At 25.5% G+C, this 14,286-nt stretch carries 13 protein-coding genes; 4 read left to right on the top strand and 9 right to left on the bottom strand.

Annotated elements, in window-relative coordinates; all coding sequences use genetic code 4:
* Window positions 1–69: 69 nt before the first annotated feature.
* Window positions 70–726, top strand: coding sequence for an MPN555 family protein chaperone (locus UUR8_RS00390; RefSeq protein WP_004025832.1), 657 nt, complete (start codon window positions 70–72; stop codon window positions 724–726).
* A gap of 19 nt (window positions 727–745) precedes the next feature.
* Complete coding sequence (locus tag UUR8_RS00385) at window positions 746–1,378, top strand: winged helix-turn-helix domain-containing protein (protein ID WP_255296226.1); 633 nt, start codon at window positions 746–748, stop codon at window positions 1,376–1,378.
* Window positions 1,379–1,429: 51 nt separating this feature from the next.
* Here UUR8_RS00385 and UUR8_RS00380 read toward each other — a convergent pair whose 3' ends face one another.
* Window positions 1,430–2,311 carry a phosphate acyltransferase gene (locus tag UUR8_RS00380; RefSeq protein ID WP_004026099.1) on the bottom strand — a complete coding sequence of 294 codons (882 nt, stop codon included), beginning with the start codon at window positions 2,309–2,311 and terminating at the stop codon, window positions 1,430–1,432.
* 103 nt (window positions 2,312–2,414) lie between these two features.
* Between UUR8_RS00380 and pepF the strand changes: the two genes are divergently transcribed.
* Window positions 2,415–4,241 carry an oligoendopeptidase F gene (gene pepF, locus UUR8_RS00375; RefSeq protein ID WP_004026177.1) on the top strand — a complete coding sequence of 609 codons (1,827 nt, stop codon included), beginning with the start codon at window positions 2,415–2,417 and terminating at the stop codon, window positions 4,239–4,241.
* 24 nt (window positions 4,242–4,265) lie between these two features.
* Window positions 4,266–4,439, top strand: coding sequence for a hypothetical protein (locus UUR8_RS03555; RefSeq protein ID WP_004025920.1), 174 nt, complete (start codon window positions 4,266–4,268; stop codon window positions 4,437–4,439).
* A gap of 159 nt (window positions 4,440–4,598) precedes the next feature.
* On the opposite strand, the gene lysS is transcribed toward UUR8_RS03555, so the two are convergent.
* The 8 genes from lysS to secG form a co-directional block, all read right to left on the bottom strand.
* Complete coding sequence (lysS, locus tag UUR8_RS00370; protein WP_004025894.1) at window positions 4,599–6,080, bottom strand: lysine--tRNA ligase; 1,482 nt, start codon at window positions 6,078–6,080, stop codon at window positions 4,599–4,601.
* Window positions 6,081–6,157: 77 nt separating this feature from the next.
* Entirely contained in the window at window positions 6,158–6,952 is a 795-nt protein-coding gene (locus tag UUR8_RS00365; RefSeq protein WP_004026218.1) for a hypothetical protein, read from the bottom strand.
* A 75-nt stretch (window positions 6,953–7,027) separates the two neighbouring features.
* Window positions 7,028–8,824 (bottom strand): ABC transporter ATP-binding protein, encoded by a 1,797-nt coding sequence (locus UUR8_RS00360; RefSeq protein ID WP_004025715.1) that lies wholly within the window; start codon window positions 8,822–8,824, stop codon window positions 7,028–7,030.
* Complete coding sequence (locus UUR8_RS00355) at window positions 8,799–10,538, bottom strand: ABC transporter ATP-binding protein (protein ID WP_004025981.1); 1,740 nt, start codon at window positions 10,536–10,538, stop codon at window positions 8,799–8,801. Before UUR8_RS00355 ends, UUR8_RS00360 begins: the two co-directional genes overlap by 26 nt.
* A 19-nt stretch (window positions 10,539–10,557) precedes the next feature.
* Window positions 10,558–10,983 carry an SsrA-binding protein SmpB gene (gene smpB, locus UUR8_RS00350; protein ID WP_004025890.1) on the bottom strand — a complete coding sequence of 142 codons (426 nt, stop codon included), beginning with the start codon at window positions 10,981–10,983 and terminating at the stop codon, window positions 10,558–10,560.
* A gap of 127 nt (window positions 10,984–11,110) precedes the next feature.
* Window positions 11,111–11,872: a hypothetical protein gene (locus UUR8_RS00345; RefSeq protein ID WP_004026149.1), complete on the bottom strand. Its 762-nt coding sequence runs from the start codon at window positions 11,870–11,872 to the stop codon at window positions 11,111–11,113.
* A gap of 11 nt (window positions 11,873–11,883) precedes the next feature.
* A complete protein-coding gene (rnr, locus tag UUR8_RS00340; RefSeq protein WP_004026190.1) occupies window positions 11,884–14,049 on the bottom strand; it encodes a ribonuclease R in 2,166 nt (721 codons plus the stop codon).
* Entirely contained in the window at window positions 14,050–14,274 is a 225-nt protein-coding gene (gene secG / locus UUR8_RS00335) for a preprotein translocase subunit SecG (RefSeq protein WP_004025636.1), read from the bottom strand. It abuts the gene before it with no gap.
* Between the last annotated feature and the right edge of the window lie 12 nt (window positions 14,275–14,286).

Here is a 14,286-nt window from a genome sequence, read left to right as displayed (position 1 = left end):
CAATTAATTTAAAATATTATAATATAAGTGTATTAAACTCATGCATTTAATAACTAAAGGAAATAATATATGAATTTTAAAAGTACTATCATTAATAAAAAACCAATTGATTGAAAACATACAATTGTGTTAGAAGAATTAAGTGTTGATCCTAAAGCATTAGAAATGCACAAAGAAAGAATTAACACTGTTTTTGCAAAACAAACTGAAGAACAACGTGCTCAACAATTACATAACATTATTGTTCGTGAAAATTTATTTAACAAAGCAATGACATATCTTGCTGATTTTTATGAAATTGATGTTAACGAAGAAGACGTTAAAGATTTAGCACCAAGAATCAAACAAGCATTTGGTGTTGAAGATGAAAAACTAGCTTATGAAATTTCACAAAAAATTATTGCTAAAGCATTAATTTTTCAAGATTTACAAAAAGAATTTAATATTGAAATTAAAGATGATGAATTAACTAAAATTCTTGAATCATACTACGAAGAAACAAATTTATCAATTCGTGATTTTAAAGAAAACAAAGCACAATGAGAAGCTGCAAAATCAACATTATTAGAAGAAAAAACAACAGCGTTTATTGTTGATAAATTCGATCGTGATTTATCAATTCTTGAAGCTAATATTCGTAAGAAAATAGCTGAACAAATGGAACTTGATAAAAAAATAAAGGAAGTACAAGACAATAGTAAAGCAAAACAAAACGCTGACAAATAAAACTTATATTGTTCGCTATATTATTTTAAAAATTGCTATGGATCAATACAAAATCAATGAATTGATTCCTAGTGAATATAAATTAGCAAACTATTTTAATTGTGGAAGAATTACAATTCATAATGCTTATGAAGTTTTAAAAGTATTAGGAATTGTAACCACAATTAAAGGAAGTGGTTATTATGTTTATTCAAGTATTGATCACTTTACTAATAAAGCCTTTGCTAATTTATATGAAATTATTGATAATATTAAATACGAACAATTCATAATTGATTTTGAATATCATGGCAATAAATTTAATTCAATTACTAAATTTAGTTTAATTAAAAATAAAAAAACAGTTGCAGTATCATACTATTTAACGCCAAACATAATGGGCTTAGAACAGTTTGATACTAATAATATTAATATTAGTAAACAACTAATATTATCAGGGTTTGATGATTTTTTTAATGTACAAACCCAAATTAATTATGAAAATATTAATTTATTAAAATCAATTTTAGAAAACGAAAATATTAAATTTGATACTCCAATGATTTTAAATAAATTAACTTCTTCATCACTAAAAGTAGAATTATTAGTTTTAACACACATTAGCAAAGAATACTTTAGCTATGAAGAAACTAATAAATTAATAGTTAATTAAACAAAACCACTAAAAGATTTATTTCGTCTTTAGTGGTTTTTAATATCTTTATTAAAATAAATCAACTAAGAAGGCAACACATAACAAATAAGTTGTTGCAACAATTTCATCAACACTTGCTGAACGACTAATAACACTAACTTTTGTTAAGATATTGCTAATATATGAACCTATTGTTAAATAATGTAATTTAGTTTGATAAATTTTAAAAATTGTATTAGCAATGCTTATATTATCAAAAACATAATGATTAATATGATTTTGATGTGAATTAATTATTTTTTTATTTCTTACTCTTAAATCAACTACAGCGTCAAATTGCATTGGTCCAATAAAATCAAAATCATTATTTTGATATAAGACATCATTTTGACTTAAATAACTAATATATGCTGCATGATTATTTAAAACTTCAAAATATTTTTTAGCAATTGTGTATGAATGTTTTGCTACATCAATCATTTGATCTTTATTCAAAGTTAAATTTAAAGCACAATCACTCATAAAAATTAATTCTTGTTCACTAGCCATCGCCATTGTGCTACATGCTATTGAGCCATTAGGATTTTTTAAGATTTTTAAAATACTACTAAAACAAGTTTTTGAAGATAGATTAGCACCAACAATTAAAATATCAATTTTCTTTAAATAACTCAAACAAACAGCAAAATTTAAATCATTACTAATTGCTAGTTGGGCATCTTTTTGACTTTCTCCCTTAGATTTTCGTAATTCGTACCAAATGTTTTCGCATTCGTTAATAATTTCTGGTGTTTTAAAAGATGCTAAATCAACGATATTAATCAAAGAATTTTGACTTAATATTTGTTTTGCTTTATCAATTTCTAAACTTTGTTCAATAAATAAAACTTTTAAAGGCTTTTTTGTTAGATTTTCTAATTTAATTTTTAACTTATTTACAACATTTAACATAGGTTTTTCTTTCTTATTTTTAGCAATTAACTTAGTATATTGCTATTAATAAATATTATAATTATAAAACTAGAAATATTATATTCGTTATAAGGAGATTGTAATGGAAAATAAAAAATACGAATGAGATCTTGATGATTTATTAAATAACAAATCATTAGACGATTTATACGCTGAATTTGAAGCAAAAAAAGCTGAACGTATTAAAGCTTTTGCAACTTTTTTAGATTCAAAAGAAAATTTTGCTCAATGACAAGTTTTAGAAGAAGAATTTACAATTATTGCTAACCGTTTTTATAATTATGTTTCAAATAATTTAAATACTAACGTTGTTGATCCAAAATGAAATTCTTGATCACAAAAACTATCAGCTTCTTTTTATGAATTAGAAACAGCATTAAGTAATTATGATAGCGTAATTTTAGCAAATGAAGCTAAAATTAAAGAATACTTAAAAGATCCTCAATTAAGTGTATATACACGTAAATATGACGAAATTTTTCGTTATCAACCACATACATTAAATGATGAACAAAGCAAATTGTATTCAAAATTAGCACGTGCTGATGAAGGTTTTTCAACAATTTATTCAACATATACAAACAATGATATGAAATTTGCTGATGCTATTGATTCAAAAGGTAAAAAGCACCCAATTAATAACGAAGCAGAAGCTTTTGTTCATTTAAAAGCTAAAGATCGTGCTTTACGTAAGAGTGCATATTTATCAATGTACAAAGCATACTATGATTCACGTGAATCAATTACAAAAATGTTGTATTACAACTATTTATCATTAAATCAACAAGCAAAAGCAAAAAACTTTGAAGATTATATTGCTAAAGCAGCTTTTGATGATGTTGTAGATAAATCATTAATTACTTTAATTTATGATCAAGTAAAACTTTATAAAGAAGCAAACGAAGATTATAAAAAAGCAAGAAATGCATATTTAAAGAAATTAATTAAAGTTTCAAAAATTGAACCATGAGATAATGCATTACCATTAATTTCTAAAAAAATTGATATTTCAATTGAAGAAGCAAAACAAATGTCAATCGATTCATTATCAATTTTAGGTGATGAATATGTAAGTAATATTAAACGTGCATTTGATGAAAAATGAGTTTCATGATTACCACAAAAAGGTAAACGTGGTGGTGCTTATTCAATTGGTGGTACAAAAGGAATTAGTAAATACTATATTTTAATGAACTATACTAATTCATTACGTGATGTACAAACTATTGTTCATGAATTAGGACACTCAATGCATTCACTATATTCTAATCGTACACAAAAAATTTATAGTGATTACAAGATCTTCTATGCAGAAATTGCATCAATTTCAAATGAAGTATATTTAAACTACTACTTATTAGAGAAATACAAAGATGATCTTGAAATGAAACTAATGATTTTAGATGAAATGATTAGTGGTTTCTTTGCAACTACAACACGTCAAGTAATTTTCTCAAATTTTGAATGAATTGCTAATGAATTAATTAATAGTGGTGCACCATTTACAGCTGATGTTGTTATGAAAGAATATCAAAAATTAGAATTTGAATATACAAACAAACCAATTGTAGAAGATTTAACTTCAATTTATTCATTATCAAGTGTTACACCACTTCGTATTCCACATTTCTATGTAGGTAACTTCTATGTTTATAAATATGCAGTAGGTCAAGTTGCAGCGATTATTTCAGGACATCGTGTTTTCACTAAAGTAGAAGGCGCAAAACAAAAAGTATTTGACTTCTTATCAAGTGGTGGTTCAAAAGATCCATTAGACACAATTAAATTATTAGGTGTTGATTTAACTCAACCACAATCATGACAAGAAGCGTTAGAAATTGTTAAGTTATGAATTAAAGATTACAAACAAACAATTGTTTTATTAAATAAGAAAAAAAGTAAAAAATAAAATTCCATTTTTTAAAGGTTAAATATGATTAACGAACAAAAGGCTAAATTAATAGAGTTAAAACAAAAAGTTAATGATTTTGAGTTTGAATTAGATAAATATAAAGAGGAATTTATGAGGAGAATAGCTATTTTTGTTTATTCCACCAATAGGTTTAGTTTATTTATTAATAGATTTTATCAAAAATTAAAAAATTAAATCAAAAAAGAAAATCATTAGAATCAAAAATTAGAGAATTCAATTACGAAATTAATAAAATAGAAATTTCACTATTGTAATTAAATTGATTAAAATTTAATTTTACTATTTATAAAACAAAAGATTGAGCAATTAGTGTGCTCAATCTTTTTTATTACTCTATTTTGCTTTATCTTTCATGTGTGGGAATAATAAAACGTTACGAATACTATCATTACTTGTTAACAACATTACTAAACGATCAACACCAATTCCCAATCCACCTGTTGGAGGCATACCATATTCTAATGCTTCGATAAATTCCATATCTAATTCATTAGCTTCATCATTTCCTAATTTAGCTTCTTCTAATTGTGCTACAAAACGTTCATATTGATCGATTGGATCATTAATTTCGCTATAAGCATTAGCAAATTCTTTTTGGCAAATAAACAATTCGAAACGATCAACAAAACGTGGATCTTCTTGATTTTTTTTAGTAAGAGGGGATACTTGTACTGGATGACCGTAAACAAATGTTGGTTCAATTAATTTTTCTTCAACAAAAGTTTCAAAGAAAGCATTAACAATATGACCAAAGTTTTTTTGATGATCTAATAATTTAACATGATGTTTTTTTGCTAATTCAAGTGCTTGTTCATCACTTTTAACTTCAAAGAAATTAACACCAACATGCTCATTAATTAAATCAACCATATGTGCTTTTTTAAAAGGTTTATTTAAATCAACACTAAATCCTCTAAAAGTAGGATTTAATAATTTTAATTTAGTAGCAATATGGCGAATTAAATCTTCAGTTAATTGCATAATATATCATAAATCAACATAGGCAACATATAATTCGACTGAAGTAAACTCTGGATTATGAGTACTATCCATTCCTTCGTTTCTAAAAATTCTACCTATTTCATAAACTTTTTCAAATCCACCAACAATACATTTTTTTAAAGCAATTTCAGTAGCAATTCTTAAATAATATTGTTTATCTAAAGTATTGTGATGTGTAATAAAAGGACGTGCTGCAGCACCACTTAAAATATCTTGTAAAACAGGTGTTTCTACTTCAAAAAACCCTTGACTATCTAATCAATTACGCATTTCACGAATAATTAATGATCGCTTTATAAAAGTGTTTTTTGATTCATCATTTACAATTAAATCTAAATAACGCTGACGTGCTTTAATTTCTTCATCAACTAGTCCATGATATTTTTCTGGAAGAACTTTTAAACTTTTAGCAACTAACTTAATGTTTGTAACATTTAAAGTAATTTCATCGCTATTTGTTTTCATTGCTACACCTTGTAGTTCGACAATATCACCAATGTCTAATGATTTAAAAGTTGAAAAAACTTCTGGATCAACATTTTTTTTATCAATATAGATTTGCAATTTTGTTGAAAAATCTTGAATAATTCCAAAAGTTTGACGCACACCAATTAAACGACCAGCAAGCGTTACTTTTTTTAAATCCATATTATGTAATTCTTCTTTACTAAAGTTTTTATATTCTTCAGCAAAGTCTTTTAAAGACATACTTCTTTCAACTTTTGTTGCTAAGAATGGATTTTTGTTTTGGTCTTTTAATTCTTGCAAATGATTTCGACGAATTAATTCTTGATCACTAAATTTTCTTTCCATAAATAATTATCACCCAGTACTAAATACACTATCTCTTATTATCGCATAAATTCAATAATCATAATTAAACTAAAGTATTAGTTCAATTGAAAATAAAGTTTATATAAGACTTTTAAATATAAATCTTCAACATAAACAACTTCGCAATCAAAATGCTTAAATTCACTATTGATACGATGATCATTAATCATTGAACGACACAATTCATTTAAAATTAAATCAAGTAAATAAAGTTTGTAAGTTGCATGTTTTTTACGATCAAAAACTTCTTTTAGATTATTTTGTTCAATAAAATAATCAATTGGCGCAAGCATATTACTTTCTTTGCTACGATGCGTATATTCATTTAAATATTCATGGAATGATAAATTTTTACCACCAAATTGATCTTGTTTTAATTCTTCAAGAATCTCATCATATTTTTGATCTCTAAACATCGAATAAGCAAGATTGAAATGTTCATAAAATTTATAATCATCTCAATTACCTAATTGATAGTCGTTAACAATTTCTTTTAACGTATTAAACTTTTTGTTGATTCATTCATTATCTTTAAAATCAACAATATTTGTAATCTCTAATTGTTTAAAGACCTCTTTTTGAACAGGTTCATTTAGTAATACAAATTCACGATGAATTTTTCTTGTGTGCTTATCATGTTTGTATAGTTTATAAATAAATTGACATAAAGCAATATAATCTTTTTCATCTAAGTTATGAATAATAAATTGTTTTGCTTCTTGTTGTAAACGTTCAATTTTACGTTCACGTTGTTTTCTTAATTCAATAAAATAAATATTAAAAGAAATCGACAATGTAGCAATTAATGAAAGAAGACTAATTACCAATGTCGTTATTTCTAATGATGTCATAAATTCTCCTAATTATTAAAAAAATATTATAAATGTGTGTTTTTTAACCACCTTTATAATATTACACTATTATTACTACTCAGCAAAATTTGTATAGTAAAGATCTTGGTAGAAAGAAGAATTTTTAATTAAATAATCATGATTACCTTGGGCAATAATTTCGCCATCTTTAACTACAAGAATTAAATCAGAATTAATAATTGTTGATAATCTATGAGCAACAACAAATGAGGTTCGACCTTTTAATAAGTTATTAATTGCTAATTGTAATTTATGTTCAGTTTGAGTATCAACTGAACTTGTAGCTTCATCTAAAATAATGATTTTAGCATCAGAAACAATTGCACGTGCAATTGTTATTAATTGTTTTTGACCTTGTGATAAACTTTGTTTTTCACTAATAACTGTGCCATAATCTTTTTCAAATGAAAGAATTAATTCATGGGCTTGCGCTTTTTTAGCAGCTTCTACAATCTCTTCTTTTGTAGCATTCATTTTACCTTTTTTAATGTTTTCATAAATACTTTCACTAAATAAGAAAGGATCTTGTAAAACAATCGAAATATGCTCACGAACACTTGCTCGTGATTTATTTGTAATATCTACATCATTAAAATAGATATGACCACTATTAATATCATAGAATTTGTTGATTAAGTTTGTAATTGTTGTTTTTCCAGCACCTGTTGGTCCGATAATAGCAATTTTTTGGTTTTTCTTAGCAACAAAGTTAATATTTTTTAAAGTAGGTTTATTTTTTGAATAATTAAAGTTAACATTTTCAAAACGCACCTCAATACCTTGTGAATCATCAATTACTAATTTTTCATCTCAATCAATTTCGTTTGGTGTTTTAACAATTTCATCAATTTTAGCAAGTGATGTTCTTGCAATAATGAAGATAGGAATAGCGTTTGACAATTGACTAAAGTTATCACAGAAGAAATTACCAAATAATGAAATACTTACTAATCCTCCAAAAGAAATCATGTTTGTTACTGGATCAATATTACTTACAATTCCTGGTAAATGAATTCCTTTAATAGAAATTAATAAATAAGATACGATTAAAACAGCGTTCATTAATCGCATTGAAAAAATACTTCATGGAAAAATAATTTGTGAACTATATTGAGCTTTAACTCAATTTTTATATAAATTTTTAATCATGTTATCTAATTTTTTAACAAAGTAAGCTTGTTCATCAAAATTAGCAACAACATTTTGACCATGAATCATTTCTTCAATATAACCATTCATTTCACCAAAGTCTTGACGTTTTTTACGCATTAATTGACGTGATTTTTTAAAGATTAAAATATTAAATAACATTACTAAAGTGTAAATAGCAATACCAATTAAAGCGATATAAGGACTTGTTACTAATAAAGCAATTCCAAAGCCAAGAGCACCAAAAAAAGTTTTATTTAATTCAATATAAAAATTAACAATTCCATCTTGAACACTTGTTGGATCGCTTAATGTTTTAGTAAAAATTTCACCACTTTTATTAACATCAAAATATTTCATTGGCAAGTAACGAATGCGATTAATTACCATCATTGATAAATGTGATTCAATTTTAAAAGATATACGAATGGCAAATTCATTCATAATTAATAAGAAAATAAATGACAAGAAATAAATTCCTATTAATCCACCACACATTTTAACTACTGTATCAACAACACCATTAGCAACAGCGTACTTATCAACAGTTTCTTGTAATAAAAAGGTTGCAGCAATAGTTGCTGCTAATCAAAGAACAATAGCAATTGATAAACCAATAAATGATTTTTTAAAATCTTTGAAATAATAATAAATTAAATGAAGTTTACTTACAGGCTTAATTGTTTGAGACTGTTGATTCATGTTTTGAACCTCCATTTATTTGTTGTTGATAAATATCTTTATAAATTGCACAAGTTTTAAGTAATGTGTCATTATCGCCAATACCAACAATTTTTCCTTTATCCATTACAATAATCTTGTCACAATCTAAAATATTACTAATTCTTTGGGCAATAATAATTGAGTTTTTAAACTTAGTTTGTTGTTTTAAAGCTGTTAAGAATTTTTTCTCAGTAATCATATCTAATGCACTAGTTGAATCATCTAAAATTAAAGTTCTAGCATCACGTAGCAATGCTCTTGACATTGCTAAACGTTGTTTTTGACCACCTGATAGGTTTTGAGCTCTTTGTGCTACCATAGATTCTAATTTATCTTCTTTAGTTTCAATAAAATCTTTAGCTTGAGCAATTGTAATTGCTTGATCAATTTGATCATCACTAATATTTTTTAAACCAAATAATATGTTTTCACGAATCGTACCATAGAAAAGGGAAGGAACTTGTTCGTTTACACTAAAAGCATGTTGTAAGCTAGTTTTTTTAATTTCTTTTAAAGCAATATTATCAACAAAAATTCCGCCACTAGTTGGTTCTAATTGGTGCATTAATAATTTAAGCAATGTTGATTTACCAGCTCCTGTAGTTCCAATAATCCCTACACGATCAGTATCTTTAATTGAAAAAGAAACATTTTTTAAAACTCATTTTTTAGAATTTTCATATCTAAAACTTACATTTCTAAATTCAATATTATTATTAACAATTTCTTTAGTACCTTTGTAAGTAATTTTGTTTTTGTAATAGATTAAATCATTAATTCTTTTAATACTTACTGTAGCTCTAAAATATTGTTCACTACCAAACCCAATCATAGCAATTCCTAAAACTAACAAGTTAGTTGATTGCATAATTGATAAAATGTTTGTTGCTTTCATAGAATTAGTACAAATTCCAATAATTAAAACAACAGGGGTAATAATATAAATAATAAAGATAACAATAGCAATACTTACCTTGCTAACTCGATTGGCAATAATTGATTTAGAAACATTATCTTTTCATTTAAAATCTAATTTTGTTAAAAAAAATGCATCTAATAAAAATGAACGAATGACTTTTACACCATTAACATTTTCTAATGATGTTTTTGCTAATTCATCGTTAGCATTACGCATTTTATTTCAGTTTTTAGCATTAAATTTTGAAACAACTATAAAAACAACAATTGTTGATAATGCCATTAGAACAACAGTCAGTGGTACTTGTCATAAATTACCACTAATAACAAATAATAATGCGATCGCACCAATGAAATAAAAAATTCCCATAATCACTGGTCTTGTTAAAAAAATAATTGTTTTTGAAAGTTCTTCAACGTCTTTTACAGAAGTTGTTAATAAAATAGATTGGCTAAATTTTTGTTTGTCAGCATAAGTTAAAAACATTGTTTTTTCAAAAATTTTCATTTGCAAACGACTCTCAACAATTGTTTGAAAAATTGTTGAAACATAGTTTGTAAAAATCGAAAATATCGCTCAACCAATCGCCATAGCAATTAAAATACCACCATAAATGAAAGCGTCAGCAGTTGTTGATGCATAAGTTCCATTATTAAGAATTGATAATAAAAGGGGTGAACCAATTACTAATAAAACTTGGATTAAATTTAATAACAAAATAAAAGAAAACAATAATTTATGTTTTCCAAGTAAAACTTTTCAAGCACTTTTCATTTAAATCCTCCCTTTAATATTAAAATAAGCGCGATTCTCGCGCTAAGTCTCTTTTTTTTAAATCTTCACGTTTATCATGAAGTTGTTTTCCTTTTGCCAAGGCAATTTCAACTTTTAATTTATTATTTTTTCAATAAATTTTAGTTGGTACAATTGTCATTCGTTGTGTTTGTACTAAATGTTGAAGCTTAATAATTTCTTTTTTATGCAATAATAATTTACGATTTCGATAAGGGTCTTGATTAAAGTTATTACCTTCAAAAAAACTAGCAACGTGCATATTTAAAATTAAAGCTTCATTTTTAACTATTTGCACATAGGCTTCATTAATTGAACAATTAGCACGTGAAATTGATTTAACTTCAGTTCCTTTTAAAACAATTCCACACTCAAAAAATTCTAGCAACTCATAATTTCGACGCGCATGTTTATTTGATACTATCATTATTAAAATATTAGTAAAAAGCCTTTCTTCTTTTGATAAATTGTAAAGTTTATTAGTTTAAAAAAATTTAAATCACAAAAAAAGTAATATTTTTTGTAAAAATGTAACATTTTTTACATAAATTAAACTAAAATTCAAAACTATATTTCAATTTAATTTGCTTTCAAAAATCACAAAAAGCATCAAATTTATTTATAAATTCATTATATAAAGATAAGTCAAAATGTTGATTACGAATCCTTTGACGTTGTTTAAAAGCTTGTTTTTGTAATAATCCAAATTTTATAAATTCATGGATATTAAAAACACCATAACCAAAGTCTAATCAACTAGTTTCAAAATGATTTAATACACTAATTCCATCAATTAGTAATTGATTTAAATCAACTTGGTTAGTTTTTTGATACATTTCTTCAAATTTTAAAACTGCATAACTTTGTGAAATAAAAGGTAATTGGTTAAAACCATAAACATAAGCTTTGCTTTGTTCAATAAAATAACGTTCTTTTTCAACTAATAATGCTTGTTCACCATGCCATAAGCAAATAACTTTTAAATCATTAATTGATAATTGGTTTTCTTTTAAGTAATAAAAGAGTTTTGAATACAAGTGTTTACCACTTTGTTTTGCTTGGTGATAATGTAAATAAAAACTACGATGATCATAATCAGCGTTGTACAAATTGATTAATTTATTTAATGCATTCTTATGTTGAATAAAACGTTGATAAATATCATTTGATTTGCCAACATAAAAAGGAATAATACGATTATTTAAATTTTTATGGTTAATATAGAGTAGATAAACACCACTAACTTTTAAATTAGTTTGTGAGTTAGTAGTATTAATGTTTTTAAAAAATCAATCTTTAGTTGAGTTTCAACTCATATTTTTTAATTTTATTGAGCAACTAATTCAAAATCAATTTTTCTTGTTGTTTTATTAGCTTCAATAACACGAACACGCACTTTATTACCAACAGTAATGACTTTATTTCTTTTTTGACCAACTAATGTCATATTTTCAGGAATAAAATCATAAAAATCATCTTTTAAATTTTTAATTCTAATTAAACCTTCAATTGTATTTTCAAGTTCAACAAAAAGCCCAAAACTAGAAACAGTAGTAACTACACCTACAAATTCTTTACCAATATGTAAATTCATGTATTCTGCAAACTTAGCAGCGTTAACATCACGTTCTGTTTTAACAGCAATGACTTCATTTTTATTTGATTCTTCAGTAATTAATTTTAATTTATTAACTAATTCAGTTCGTTGTTTATCTGTATAACTTTGAGGATCAAAAACAAACATTCATAATAAACGATGCACAATTAAATCAGGGTAACGCCGGATTGGTGAAGTAAAGTGTGTGTAATTTTCTGATGCTAAACCAAAGTGACCAGTATTAATAATTTCATATGAAGCTTTAGCCATTGAACGTAATAATAGTTTACTAATTAGTGGTAAATTAGCATGATTATCATTCATTTTTAATCAATTAGAAATAGTGTTAGGTTGAATATTTTCAAAATCATGTGAAATATTAAAACTTAATTTTTTAGCTTCAACTTCAAATTTTTGTAAATTAATAATTGAAGGTTTGTCATGTACACGATAAATAAAAGGCATTTCTAAATTAAATTCTTTTAGTGTTTGACTCATTTGTTGTTCAGCGAACATTGTCACAGCTTCATTAGCAGCAATCATAAAATCTTCAATCATCATCTGAGCAGTTTTACGTTCATAGATTTTAATATCAACTGGAACACCTTGCTCATTTAAGATTATTTTTGGTTCTTTAATATCAAAATCAACATAACCATCTTTAATTTTTTTATTTCTTAAAATATGGTGTAGTTCTTTTGCTTCTAGCAACATTTCTTTCATTGTTAACGTTGCTGATTCAAAACGTGATTTTTCTTCAAAAAAATCATTAACTTCATCATATGACATTTGACGATAGTTTTTCATGATTGCAGGATAAACATCTTGTCAACAAATTTTGCCATTTTTATCAATTATCATATCGCATGTTACACACATTCGAAATTGACCTTCATTTAATGAACAAATATTATTAGATATATTGTGAGGCAACATTGGAATAACACGATCAACTAAATAAGTTGATGTACCTCTTTTAAAAGCGTCTTCATCTAAAATAGTATTTGGCTGAACATAAAAACTAACATCAGCAATTGAAACACCTAAAAAATAACGATTATCATTTAGTTTTTTAACATAAACTGCATCATCAATATCTTTTGAACCAACTGGATCAATTGAAACAATTTCACGATCAATTATAGAACGTCGAATTTTACTTTGATGTTCATCAACATGAAATTCTAATTTAGAAGCTAAATCAACAACATCTGGATTAAAAATAGGATCAATTCCATTATCATAAACGATTGATAAAATATCAGAACCAACGTCGTTTTTATGACCGATTATATGTACTAGTTCAGCAACTGCGTCTTTTGTTGTTTGTGAAATGATTTTAAAAAGAATTTTATGGCCATTAACTAAGCCAGTTGTGTCTTTTAAACTTATATTTAAATAAAATAAAGGATCATCAACGACAATGTAATAACCACCATTTGGTAGAGTAACGAATTGACCAACATAATGATCTTTAGCATGTTCAACAACTTCAATTACAGCAGCATCTTCAAGATTGTTTTTTGGTTCTTTTTTTAGTTTTACAAATTTAACTAAATCTTTTTTTAAAGCACCATTTAAATATTTTTTGTTAACATAATATTCAATTTCAGTGCCATCTTCTTTAATGAAGCCATCACCCTTTGAATTGATTGTAATTGTACCTTGTTTTATTTCATGATCAAATTCATAATCTAAATAACCAAGAACTAAACGGTTATTTTCTAATCTTTTAATAGTGTTTTCTTCAATTAATAAATCAATTAGTTTATAAATATTTGTTTTATTTAATGTTGGTGTTTTTTCTAACACTTTTTTAGCAAGAATCGCAGCTGGAATAGGTCGCTCTTCTTTAGAAATTATTTCGATAATAGTTTGTTTCGTTAAATCACTCATCTAGCTCACTCTATAAAAAATTATTATTAAAATCATGACAATTGTTAATAAGAACATTAAAACTTGTAGCCCTTTAATTCAGCCACGGTCTTTTGTTTTCTTAAAAATTTCTAAATCTTGCCCATTTAAACTTGATAAACCACCAGATGGTGATGTTCTTGATAATAATAATCCTATTACTAAAGCTAAAACGCTAAACAAGATTAAAACAATTGTTAATGCCATATTTTTATTCCT

Source organism: Ureaplasma urealyticum serovar 8 str. ATCC 27618, assembly GCF_000169535.1.
GTDB classification, from domain to species: Bacteria; Bacillota_I; Bacilli_A; order Mycoplasmatales; family Mycoplasmoidaceae; genus Ureaplasma; species Ureaplasma urealyticum.
The sequence above is the reverse complement of the archived record's forward strand: the minus strand, read 5'-3'. Positions and strand labels throughout refer to the sequence as shown.